The sequence below is a fragment of the Streptomyces sp. NPDC058964 genome (assembly GCF_042741275.1).
In the GTDB taxonomy this organism is placed as follows: domain Bacteria; phylum Actinomycetota; class Actinomycetes; order Streptomycetales; family Streptomycetaceae; genus Streptomyces.
This window is the reverse complement of sequence record NZ_JBHYKH010000016.1, coordinates 26,005-37,165: the sequence shown is the minus strand read 5'-3', so window position 1 is coordinate 37,165 and position 11,161 is coordinate 26,005. Positions and strand designations below refer to the sequence as shown.

At 70.6% G+C, this 11,161-nt stretch carries 9 protein-coding genes; 4 read left to right on the top strand and 5 right to left on the bottom strand.

What is annotated here, in order from left to right; translation table 11 throughout:
* The 3 genes from ACFW2E_RS03815 to ACFW2E_RS03805 form a co-directional block, all read left to right on the top strand.
* A partial coding sequence (locus ACFW2E_RS03815) for a DUF4097 family beta strand repeat-containing protein (RefSeq protein WP_384460874.1) occupies positions 1-427 on the top strand: 427 nt, incomplete at its 5' end.
* A 167-nt stretch (positions 428-594) separates the two neighbouring features.
* Positions 595-1,887: a hypothetical protein gene (locus tag ACFW2E_RS03810; RefSeq protein ID WP_384460871.1), complete on the top strand. Its 1,293-nt coding sequence runs from the start codon at positions 595-597 to the stop codon at positions 1,885-1,887.
* Between the two features lie 77 nt (positions 1,888-1,964).
* On the top strand, positions 1,965-2,510 hold the full coding sequence (locus ACFW2E_RS03805) for a DUF4383 domain-containing protein (protein ID WP_384460868.1): 546 nt from the start codon (positions 1,965-1,967) through the stop codon (positions 2,508-2,510).
* On the opposite strand, the gene ACFW2E_RS03800 is transcribed toward ACFW2E_RS03805, so the two are convergent.
* From ACFW2E_RS03800 to ACFW2E_RS03790, 3 genes are all read right to left on the bottom strand, one after another.
* A complete protein-coding gene (locus ACFW2E_RS03800; RefSeq protein ID WP_384460895.1) occupies positions 2,498-3,622 on the bottom strand; it encodes an amidase domain-containing protein in 1,125 nt (374 codons plus the stop codon). The genes ACFW2E_RS03805 and ACFW2E_RS03800 overlap by 13 nt on opposite strands.
* Before the next feature lie 158 nt (positions 3,623-3,780).
* Entirely contained in the window at positions 3,781-5,076 is a 1,296-nt protein-coding gene (locus ACFW2E_RS03795) for a hypothetical protein (RefSeq protein WP_384460865.1), read from the bottom strand.
* Positions 5,077-5,142: 66 nt separating this feature from the next.
* Entirely contained in the window at positions 5,143-7,389 is a 2,247-nt protein-coding gene (locus tag ACFW2E_RS03790; RefSeq protein WP_384460862.1) for a transglycosylase domain-containing protein, read from the bottom strand.
* A gap of 235 nt (positions 7,390-7,624) precedes the next feature.
* On the opposite strand from ACFW2E_RS03790, the gene ACFW2E_RS03785 reads away from it, so the two are divergent.
* Positions 7,625-7,846 (top strand): zinc ribbon domain-containing protein, encoded by a 222-nt coding sequence (locus ACFW2E_RS03785; RefSeq protein WP_384460859.1) that lies wholly within the window; start codon positions 7,625-7,627, stop codon positions 7,844-7,846.
* 21 nt (positions 7,847-7,867) lie between these two features.
* Here ACFW2E_RS03785 and ACFW2E_RS03780 read toward each other — a convergent pair whose 3' ends face one another.
* Both ACFW2E_RS03780 and ACFW2E_RS03775 read right to left on the bottom strand, forming a co-directional pair.
* Complete coding sequence (locus ACFW2E_RS03780) at positions 7,868-8,680, bottom strand: HAD family hydrolase (RefSeq protein WP_384460856.1); 813 nt, start codon at positions 8,678-8,680, stop codon at positions 7,868-7,870.
* Positions 8,680-11,142, bottom strand: coding sequence for a phosphoribosyltransferase (locus ACFW2E_RS03775; protein ID WP_384460854.1), 2,463 nt, complete (start codon positions 11,140-11,142; stop codon positions 8,680-8,682). The genes ACFW2E_RS03780 and ACFW2E_RS03775 overlap by 1 nt, the downstream gene beginning before the upstream one ends.
* Positions 11,143-11,161: the final 19 nt, after the last annotated feature.

Genomic DNA, 11,161 nt, shown 5'->3' with positions numbered 1-11,161 from the left:
TCGACGGCGCCCCCCCATAGTCCGGGGGGGGGGGCGGTGGGGTGGGGGGGGCGGGCGGGAAGCGCCACCCCGCCCCCACCCCCCCACGCCCCCCCACGACGGGTCCGTGCACGTCACCGACTCCACCGGCCCCCTGGAGGTGGGCACCGACGACGGCTCCGTACGCGCCGACGTCTCCTCGCCCCGGGTGCGGGTGACCTCCCACGACGGCTCGGTCCACCTCGAACTCGGCGCCGTACCGGACCTGGTGGAGTCCCGCACCGACGACGGCTCGGTCACGATCGGACTGCCCAGGGCCACCTACCGGGTGACGACGCGGACCGCCGACGGCGGGGTGGACGTCTCCGTCCCCCGGAGCGACTCCAGCGCCCATGTCGTCTCCGCCCGCACCGCCGACGGGAAAGTCACGGTGCGAACCGCGAACTGACCGGCTCGTGTGTTCGTCTTCAACGGGTGGGAGAATGACACCACCCAGGGCGAATCACAGCACGGGAGAGGGATGTGACGGCGAAACCGGCGACACCCGAGCAGCCGCAATCGCCGTCCGCACGGCCCCGGCGCGACCGCACGACCCTCCGTGACACCCTCGCCCTGATGAGCCTGCCCGTGCTCGTCGCGCTCGCGCTGCCCGGCGCGTTCGCCGGCGGCGGCACCCGCCGCTGGTTCGGCGGGCGGTCGGAGAGCCAGCGGGCCGAGGCACAGGCCGCGAAGGACGCCGCCGCGGCCGCGTTCTACGAGCTCGACACCGCCCAGCGCGACCTGCGGATCTCGATCGAGACCATCACGGCCGTCGACGACAGTCCGGCGGCCCGGCGCGCGGTCTGCGACTTCGAGGCGCTGGGCCGCCGTATCGACGAGGTCAGCAATCGCTACATCGAGGCGATCGACGCGTACGACCTCGACCGGGACGACCTCGAGGCCTCGGTCGCCTCACGCGCGCGCGGCGAGCTGACCTCGGCCAGGGACGAGCTGATCCGCGTGAAGCAGGAACTGGACCGCTTCGGCAGCGGTCTCGGGTCGCTGCTGGGCAAGGCGGAGACCCAGCTGGCCCGGCTCGCGCCCGCTGTGGAGCGGGCCCGGCAGGCGCTGCTCGCCGCGTCCAACGCCCTGGACGCCGTGCGGGGCGCGGGGCTGCGGGCGGACGACCTCGCGGCCCGGCTGGCCGCCCTCTCCCCCGAGCTGACCAAGCTGAACCAGGGGGCCGGGCAGCACGGGGTGCCACAGACGCTGGAGCGGGCCGAGCGGGTCCAGCGGGAGGCCGAGGCGGTCCGCGCGGAGGCCGCACGGCTGCCCGAGAAGGCCGCCGAGATCGACCACCGGCTCGTGTCGCTGCGTACCCGGGCCCAGGCCCTGACCACCCGCGCCGGGAACGTCGACCCCGTGCTGAGCGAGCTGCGGCGCAGGTTCGCGGCGGCCTGCTGGCAGGACCTCCAGCAGGTGCCCGGGCAGGCCGCGGAGAACGTCCGGCAGGCCGAGCTGAAGCTGAACGAGGCGCAGGCCGCCCGGGACGCCCAGCGCTGGCCGGACGCCACCTCGCTCCTGTCGACCGTGCGGGCGCTGCTGAACACCACCGACGAGGCCGTGTCGGCCGCCGGTGACCGGCTGACGCGGCTCAACGCCGTCCAGAAGGACCCGCAGCAGGAGATCGACCGGACCCGGTTCGCGATCCGGGACGCCCAGCGGCTGGCCATGACGGGCCGCACGACGCCCGACCCCCGGCACGCCCGGCCGCTCGACGACGCCGTGGGCCGTCTGGACCGGGCGGTCGCCACGCTGGAGGGCCGTCACCCGGACTACTGGCACTTCCTGACGGAGACGGAAGCCGTGCGGCAGACGGTGGCACGGGTGGTGGCGCAGATCCGCGAGGAACGCGGCGGCGCCCACTGAGCCGTTTGCCGCCGGGGCGTCGCGGGCGGATATTGGGACGTACGTGTGACCTCCGCTAACAAGCGAAGGAGGCGGACATGGCCACGCACTCAGTGCAGCAGCATCAGACGCGGCGGCGGATCCGGCTCGACGACCACCTTCCCGTCGACCACCGGCTGAACAGGGTCTACCGGATCGGGGCGGGGCTCATGGGCGCGTTCCTGGTCGTCTTCGGCATCCTCGGCGTGATCCGCCACATCGGCTTCTTCGACACCGGCGGGAACTCCGTCGTCGGACTGAACACCAACGGAACGCTCAGCATCCTGTCGATCTGCATCGGACTGCTGCTGTTCGCGGGCATGGTGATCGGCGGGAACTTCGCGTCCACGCTGAACATGGCCCTCGGGATCCTGTTCCTGCTGAGCGGGTTCCTGAACCTCGCCCTGCTCGACACGGACTACAACTTCCTGGCCTTCAGGATCCAGAACGTGTTGTTCAGCTTCGTTGTCGGCATCCTGCTGATGGTGTTCGGGATGTACGGCAGGGTGGGTTCCACCCTGCCGCACGACAACCCGTACTGGCGGGCCCGCCACCCCGACGCCGGGGCCCCGGAGCGGCTGGACCGGCAGGATCAGGTGCGGTAGGCGTAGAACGCGGCGTTCGGGTACGACGCGACGAGGCTCGCCACCGACCGGTTGTAGGTGTTGGTGGAGTGGTACGACACGTACGGCACGCCCTGCGGGCTGCGGTAGGTGACGATCATGGAGTGGTCCTTGGACCCGTCCTTGTTGAAGTCCATCTGCAGCACGTCGCCCAGGTCCAGCTGGTAGACGTTGGCGAGGCTGGTGACCCGCTTGGAGGACAGGGCGAACCAGGAGAACTCGTTGACGCCGACGAACGAGTCCGACTGGATCTCGGAGTTGCCGAACCACTTGTGGAAGTCGTACGTGTAGCCGGGTACGTGCTTCCAGCCGCCCGCCTTCAGGGACTGGCTGACGAAGTTGGTGCAGTCGCCGCCCGCTCCCTGCCCGTTGTAGTCCGGGTAGTCCGGGTTGTAGTTGTTCCAGTACTTGGCCGCGTACGTGACCATGGCCTTGTAGTCGTACGTGCCACCCGTGAGCTTCTTCGGGTTGGCCGGCGCGGGCCAGGTGGTCGACGCGCGGGCCGCCGCCGGCGGGCCGGCGTCGGCGGGGCTGGCCTTGACGGCGACGGTCGGCTGCTTGGCCACCTGGTTCACCGCGAGGTAGCCGTTGTCCGTGTCACGGACGTCGGTCAGCTGCCAGTTGCCGTGCCGGTCGGCCCTGAAGGTCAGTTCGTGGTGGGCCTGGAAGCCGGTGGTCTTCGGCTCCTTGCCCTTGACCTTCTCGTACGTCAGCGTCGTGTTCTCGGTGACGTCGGCCTTGGCGGTGCGGCCGGTCACGCGCGTCGCGTCCAGCGTCACGCGGGTGCTGCCGGCGCTGTACTTCTCGCCCAGCTCGGCGAGGCGGGACTGCCGGCCGCGCAGCTGGGTCAGCGCGGAGCGCTCCGCATGCGTCTGGGTGTCGGACAGCTTCACGTCGCCGGAGAAACCGGACGTGGTCCGCTTCGTGGAGCCCCCGTCCACCAGGGCTTCCGTGCGGTCCGTGAAGACCGCGTCGGCCAGCTTCTGGAAGGTCGCCTTGGTCGCGGCGTCCACGGTCGGATCGTCGACGACCGCCGCGCCCGCGCTCCAGTTGGGCACCAGGGCCACTCCGGCGACGACGGAGGCGGCGGCCACCGAGACTATTCCGGCGCGGCGCCCCTTACGGCTCAATCTTCTAGATTTCAATGATGTTCCCCTCTACACCGGTAGACCTACCGGGAGACGCATCTTCGCACGCCATGTGCGACGGTTGTGAAGGGGGTTACACAAGTGGAATCAGCGGTCCACGTAGGTCACTTGACCACCGAGGACCAGTCGGGTGACTGCGCCGGGTCCAGGCTGCGCAGATTCGCCAGCGTCTCCGGCTTCTGCACGTCCATCCAGTCGGCCAACTCCTTGAAGGAGACGCACTTGACGCCCTTCTTCGTGCACACGTTCTTCACGACCTGGTCGATGGCCTTCATGTAGATGCCGCCGTTCCAGTCCTCGAAGTGGTTGCCGATGAACAGCGGTGCGCGGCTGCCGTAGTAGACGCGGTTGAAGCCGGCCATGTAGGAGTCGACCGTCTGCTGCCCCCACTGCGGGTACATCGACGGGTTGCCGTGGACCTCGCCGTCCGACTGGTTGTAGAGGAAGTTGAAGTCCATGGACAGGGCCTGGATCTTGTCCCCGTACGGGAGCAGCTGAAGCGGGAAGTCCCAGATGCCGTTCTTCTTCTTCGGCCATATCTGGAAGTCGCCCGTGGAACTGGCGTCATAGCGCCAGCCGTAGCTCTTGATGGCCTTCAGCAGGTTCGGCTGGCCCTCCAGGCAGGGGGCGCGGCCGCCGGTGACCTCCTTCTTGAAGTCGAAGGGCAGGGCCGGGATGTCCTTGTAGCCGGTGTTGGTCTTCCAGTTCTCCACGAGGGAGAAGAACTGGTCGATCTCCTGCTTCCAGTCGTCGACGCTCCAGTCCTTGCCGCTGCCCTTGGTCTCGCAGAAGTGGCCGTTGAAGTGGGTGCCGATGTCGTTGCCCTCGTTGTACGCCAGGCGGAGCTGTTCCAGCGTGGTGCGGATGTGCTCGTCGGTGGGGTAGTCGATGGCCGCTGCGCCGGGCTTGTGCTGCGGCGGGTGGTACAGGTCCTTCTTGGCCTTGGGCAGCAGGTAGATGCCGGTGAGGAAGAACGTCATGTGCGCGTCGTACTGCTTGGCGAGCTCCCGGTAGTGGGAGAAGAGTTTGTCGTCGCCCTCGAGCGCGCCGTCCCAGGAGAAGACGACGAACTGGGGCGGCTTCTCACCGGGTTTGAGCGGTACGGCCTTCAACGTGCCTTTCTGGGGACCCGTGTAGGAGGTCGAGCCGTCTCCGAGGATCTTCGTCTTGCCGTCCCACTTCGGCTCCGCGCCGGCCTTCCCCGACGCCCGCTTGCCCTCGCCCTTGGCCGAGGCGGCCGGAGTCGTGCTGTCCTGCCGGGTCAGCACCAGGAAGCCAGCCACCAGTGAGGCCACCACGAGGAAAGCGGCCAGGCTCATGACTTCCGCGCGGGTGGCCCGGCGGGGTGTTCGGCGGACACGGTCCCGGCGGCGACGGCCGGTCGGCTGCTTCCTGTTCATGCGCGGCTCATTCTGCGAGGGAGGCGGGGGTGGTGCGGCCACCGAGGTCAAGTTCGGCACTCGGGGTCAACCGAGTCCCATGGCCTTCGCCCATATGACGTACGGAACACCGTCTCTGGTTGTACCGGCCAGACCTTTGAGTGGAAGTGGTTCCAGGCTCTTGGCCAGATCCATGCGGTAGACGACGACCGCGGTGGACACGGAATCGGCCGTCCCCGCGTACCAGGCGGCGGTGTCGTCCTGAGTGGTGCCGGCCTTCCCGCCCGCGGCCGTCGCGGCGCCGGTCCGCCCGGCCGCGGGCACGGCCGCGGCGGCCTCGGGGTGGGCGGTGAGCAGCGAGTCCGTCAGCGCCTGGGAGACCTCCTCCGCCACCTGGGCACCGACCGCCCGGCGCGAGGCCGGGACGTCCATCCGGACCTGCGCACCGTTGCGGGTGATGCGGCGCACCGAGTACGGCTCGGTGTGCTTCCCCGCGGCGGCGAAGGTGGCGTACCCGCTGGCCATCCGGATCGCGCTCGGCGTGGAGCTGCCCAGGGACAGGGCGGGCACCTGCGGCCCCATGCTGGAGGAGAGCAGGCCGGCCGCCTCCGCGGTCGCGCGCACCTTGGCCAGGCCGGTGTCCATGCCGAGTTGCATGAACGGGGTGTTCACGGACTGGCTGAGCGCCCTGCCCAGCGCGATCTGCCCGTAGGACCGCCCGCCGTCGTTGTGGGCGGCGACCTTCTTGCCGCTGCGGTCCCAGTACGGCCCCTCGGGCGTGGTGACGGGGACGCCGTCGTCGCCGTTGTAGAGGCTCTGCGGGGTCACCTGCGCCACGGGCCCGGTGCGGGTCTTGTGGACACCGTGTTCCAGGCCGGCGGCGTAGACGAACGGCAGGAACGCCGAGCCGGCCTTGACGGTGGCCGCGTTGGATTCGTTGAAGCCCTGCTTACGGTGGTCGGGGCCGCCGTACACGGCCAGGATCCGCCCGTCGGTGGCCACCGAGGCGGCACCGTAGTGCGCGGTCTTCACGCCCTTGGGGTCGTCCTGCTCCGCCTGCTTGCGGGCCTTGGCCACCGCGTCGGTGAGCTCGGTCTCCCGTGTGCGGTCGAAGGTCGTGTAGATCTGGTAGCCCCCGAGGTCGAACTCCTTGTCCGAGATGTGTCCGGCCTTCTTGGCGTACTGCTGGGCCAGCTCCACCAGGTAGTCGCTCTGCTTGCCCGTGTCGTAGACCCGGGCCGACTTGAGCGGCTCGGGGAACGTCCTGTACTTGGCCCGCTCCGACGGCGACAGCTTGCCGATCTTGACCATCCGGTCGAGGATCCAGGACCAGCGCTCCACCGCCCGCTTGTGGTTGGCCTGGCTGAGGGTGGGGTCGTACAGTCCGGCGCCCTTCAGCAGAGAGGCGAGCATGGCGGCCTCGCTCGCGTTGAGCTTGCTGACGTCCTTGCCGTAGTAGGCCTGTGCCGCGCGCTGGATGCCGTACGTCCCGCGGCCGAACCAGCTGGTGTTGAGATAGCCCTCCAGGATGTCGTCCTTGCTCATCTTGTTGTCGAGCTTGAGGGCGATCATCGCCTCGGTGAACTTGCGGCTGACCGTCTGGTTCTGGGTCAGATAGACGTTCTTGACGTACTGCTGGGTGATGGTGGAGCCGCCCTCGGTGTCCCCTTCGCCGACCGTCCGCCACAGCGCGCGGGTGATGCCCTTGAAGGAGATGCCCGGGTCGGAGTAGAAGCTCTCGTTCTCCGCCGCCAGCACCGCCCAGCGCACGTCCTCGGGTATGTCCTTGAGCGGCATGTTCTGCCGTTGCACCCAGCCGGTCCGGGCCATCGGCGTGCCGTCCGACCAGAAGTACACGTTGTCCTGCTGCGTGGCATACGTGTTGAGGTTGGTCGGTATGTCCGTGGCGGCGTAGGCGACGACCAGGAAGAGACCGAGCATGCCGAAGGACGTCAGCCAGGCGCCCACCCACTGGCGCCAGGAGGGCACCCAGCGGCGCCAGCCGGTGCGACCGGGGCGCGGGTAGAGGGGTTTGAGGCGGCGGGCGTACGGGGCGAGCGGGGCGAGCCGGGGGCCCACGGCGGCGCGGAGGCCGGCCAGGGCTCCGGTGGCGCGTTCGCGCGGGGAGGGGCGGGCACTGCGGCGGCGGTCGGCGCGGCCGCCGGTGGCGGGGGGGTCCGGCGGCGGAGGCACCCGCAGTTGCATCGTGGCGTCAGCCCGCAGGGCGTCCACCTTGAGATGCAGGGTCTCGTCCGATCTCAGCGGCTCCCGGGACGCCGGCCGGACCTGGTCGTCGCCCTCCGGGTCGTCAGCCCGCTGCCATGAGTCCGTCACGACTGCGTCTCCCCTCGCATTCGGTCTTGCTCGCGCGGGTTGAGACACAGTGGGTGGACACCGCCGCGGCCGGCGCGGCGCTATGAGCCCCCTCTTCCCCCGGTCTTACGGCTCCTCGCGGCCCGCTTAAATTATCAGCGATCTTTTCAAAATCTCCGCACAAGTATCGGACAGATGCGAACACTCAGAGATTTTGAGGTGCAGTGATTACCGTCACGCCGGTTAACCTGTGCGTATGCCTCGCTATGAGTACCGCTGCCGGACCTGCGGCGACACCTTCGAACTGAGCCGTCCCATGGCACAGTCCTCCGACTCCGCCGCCTGCCCCGCGGGACACGACGACACGGTGAAGCTGCTGTCGACAGTAGCCGTCGCCGGTTCGGCGTCCGCACCGGCCCCCTCTCCCCGCGCGGGCGGAGGCGGCGGCGGATGCTGCGGCGGGGGCTGCTGCGGCTGACCCCGCCGCCCCGGGAGCCGGTCAGGACGGCCGCCGCACCGTCCGCAGGAACTCCCGCAGGATCCGCTCCCCGGCCAGCACGCCCCGCTCCGGCAGCGCACCGATCGCCGGTGCCGTCCAGTCGGAGTCGGCCAGTTCGCCGTGCCCCGGGCGCCAGCCCCGGTCGGCCGCGAGCAGCAGATCGGCGTCGAGGAGCGAGTCGCCGGCCGCCAGGGTGAGCTCGGCTCCGGCACGGCGGGCGACCTCACGGACGGCCGCGCTCTTGGTGAGCGGCTTCGGCACGGCGTAGATCTTGCGGCCCTGCAGGGACACCGTCCAGCCCCGGTTCTCCGCCCACACCGCGAGCTCCTTCACCCACTCCTCGGGCAGCAGTTCGCGCTCGACGACCAGATAGACGAAGAGGTCCTCGGCGACACGGTGCTTGCGCACCCAGGACGGGTCGGCGGTCTCCTCCAGATGCGCGCGCACCTCGTCCAGCGGCGCGCACTCGTCGGCCAGCCGATCCAGCACCCTCGCGTGCCAGTCGGGGTCCGAGACACCGTCCACCAGCAGATGTCCGCCGTTGGCACAGATCGCGTACTTCGGTGGCGGGCCCGGCAGGTTGATGCGCAGGTACTGCTTGCGGGTGCGGGTGGTCGTCGGCACGAACACGGCCGCGTCACCGAGATCGGTCAGGAGCCCGGCCGCCGTCTCCGTCATGAAGGACAGCGGCCTGCTCTCGTGCACCTCCACGCACAGCAGCCGGGGTGCCCGCGCGTCCGGCATGGTCAGTGCCAGCGCCGCCGAGGAGTAGATCAGCGTACGGTCGAGGTCGCTCGCCACCAGCACCGGCATCAGACCGTCACCGCCTTGCCGTCGGCGCCCGTCGCCCCGCGCGTGTACCGGGGGTGGATCAATCCCACGCAGGTGTAAGGCAGCTCGCCGACCTCCTCGACCGGTACGCCTCTCTGCTCGGCCAGCAGGCGCACATGGGTGAGGTCGGCGCCCGCGCCGGCGCGGGCGAGGATCTTCCACGGGACCCGGCGCAGCAGCACCCGGGTCGTCTCGCCGACGCCGGGCTTGACGAGGTTGACGTCGTGGATGCCGTACTCCTCGCTGATCCGCTCGACGGCGGCCCAGCCCTCCCAGGTGGGGCTGCGGTCGGCGGCGAGGAGCTCCTTGACCGCCGTGCCCACGGCGTCGGCGACCTCGGGGAAGCGGGCGGAGACGGCGTCCAGGAAGGCCACCGACACGTCCGCGCCGGCGAGTTCGCGGTAGAACTTGGCGCCGTGGAAGTCGTTCGTGCCGACCAGGTCCGAGCGCAGGACGGTGCGCGATATCAGTCCGGAGACCGTCGAGTTGAGGCAGGCCGACGGGATCAGGAAGTCCTCGCGGGTGCCGTACGTCCGCACGCAGGAGCCCGGGTCGGCGAGCACCGCGATCTCCGGGTCGAAGCCGGTGATCCCGTCGCTCTCCTCGAACTCCTTCAGCGCGTCGGCGAGTTCGCGGGTGATGGCGCCCTTGCCGGTCCATCCGTCGACGAAGACGACGTCCCGCGGGTCGTGGTGCGCGGCCAGCCAGCGCAGCGCGTTGGCGTCGATGCCGCGCCCGCGCACGATCGAGACGGCGTAGTGCGGCAGGTCGAGTCCGTGCCGGTACTGGGCCCAGCGGCGCATCAGCACGCCGACCGGGGTGCCCGCACGGGCCAGGGAGACCAGCACCGGGCGGGGCGACCGCTCGGCGATCACCGTCTCGGTGACCACGCCGACGGCCTGGGCGAGGCGCTCGGCCGAGGCGTCGAGCGCCTCGCGGAACACCTCCTGGTACTGCTCGCTCGGCTGGTACTCCACCGGCAGCGACTCGGCGTAGTGCGCGCCGCCGCTCTGGATGGCCTCCTCGCGCTCCTCGGTCGGCGCCTCCAGCGTCACGTCCGAGAGGTCCTGCAGCAGCCAGCCGACCTCGTCGGGCGGATACGAGGAGAAGGCGGGACCGCGGAGGGGCTCGGGCAGCATGGCGGATCTTTCGTCGGAGGAGACGGCGACGTACAGGGGCTCGGGCACGTACGACGGTACGACGGCGAGCAGGACGTGCGGCGCATGCGCGGCCAATTGGGCCAGCAGGCCGCCGGGAGCGTGCAGTTCGGGCGTGTCGGCGGCCGAGTCGACGACCGCGACGACGGCGTCGAAGCCGGCGCCCGCGACGTTGTAGGCGTAGCGCTCGCCGGGGCCGTCGGCCGGGTCGTCGTGGGCGGGGAAGACCAGTCGGCTGCGTATCGCGTAGCCGGGGTCGTCGACGGCGAGGACGGGTGAGCGGGTGGTGGTGGAGAAGCGCACCTCGGCGGGCACGACCTGCTCCAGCTCCCGGGCCAGCCGCAGCGGCGCGTACATCAGCTCCTCGAAGCCGAGGACGAGGACGCGGCGCGCGGCGCCGGGTATCGTCTCGGCGACCCGCGCGGCCATGGCGGGCAGGGCGCTCTCCAGGCGGGCGCGGTGCGCGGGCGTGAAGCCGTGCCGGCCGCCGTCCGGCAGGCCCCGGGGCCACCGGAGCTCGACGCGGGCGATCCGGCCGGTGTCCGCCGGCTGTGCGGGCGTCTCCCGGGACTCGTACCGGGCGACCAGCTCCTGCCCCTTCTCCAGCACCCCCTCGGGAAGCCGTACGGTCCCCGAGGCGGCGGCTACCAGGTCCACCCGGGCGCCGATCTCGCGGGCGAAGCCCTCCAGACGTCCCGCGTCGGCGGGTGAGCGCATGTCGACGAGGGCGACCACGACGTATCGTTTCCGCGGGTAACGCTCGTGCAGGTCGCGGATGGTGTTCAGGACCGTGTTGCCGGTGGAGAACTCGTCGTCGACGAGGACCAGCGGGCCGTCGCCGACCAGCAGGGCCGGGTCCTCCGGCAGCAGCAGGTGCGAGGTGGCGTGCGAGTGCGACTCCTCGAAGCCGCCCGCCGGGGCGACCCCGGCGACCGGGCGCCGGGTGGAGTGCAGATAGGGGGCGAGGCCCAGCCCGTCGGCCACCGCGTGGCCGAGGCCGGTGGCCGTCTCCGCGTAGCCGAGGACGACCGCCGCGGCCGCCTCCTCGTCGCCGAGCAGTTCGCGCACCCTGCGGCCCAGTGCGAACCCGTGCCCGTACACCACGCCCGGCGACTGCGGCACGTGCTTGCCCAGCACGTTGGAGACGAGCAGGTGCGCCCGCTTGGGGTTGCGCCGCAGCGCGAGCCCGAGCAGGCCCGTCAGCGTGTCGTCGCCCGTCAGTCCGACCCCGAGCCGCTCGGCGACCCAGGTGCCGGACCAGACCCCGTTGTTCACTGCCTTGTTCATGCGTTCCTTGTGTCGGTCG

Excerpts from the sequence above, each read along its gene's own strand:
- ACFW2E_RS03795 (WP_384460865.1), bottom strand. The coding sequence starts at position 5,076 with ATGAACAGGAAGCAGCCGACCGGCCGTCGCCGCCGGGACCGTGTCCGC.
- ACFW2E_RS03785 (WP_384460859.1), top strand. The coding sequence starts at position 7,625 with ATGCCTCGCTATGAGTACCGCTGCCGGACCTGCGGCGACACCTTCGAA.
- ACFW2E_RS03810 (WP_384460871.1), top strand. The coding sequence starts at position 595 with ATGAGCCTGCCCGTGCTCGTCGCGCTCGCGCTGCCCGGCGCGTTCGCC.
- ACFW2E_RS03775 (WP_384460854.1), bottom strand. The coding sequence starts at position 11,142 with ATGAACAAGGCAGTGAACAACGGGGTCTGGTCCGGCACCTGGGTCGCC.
- ACFW2E_RS03805 (WP_384460868.1), top strand. The coding sequence starts at position 1,965 with ATGGCCACGCACTCAGTGCAGCAGCATCAGACGCGGCGGCGGATCCGG.
- ACFW2E_RS03780 (WP_384460856.1), bottom strand. The coding sequence starts at position 8,680 with ATGCCGGTGCTGGTGGCGAGCGACCTCGACCGTACGCTGATCTACTCC.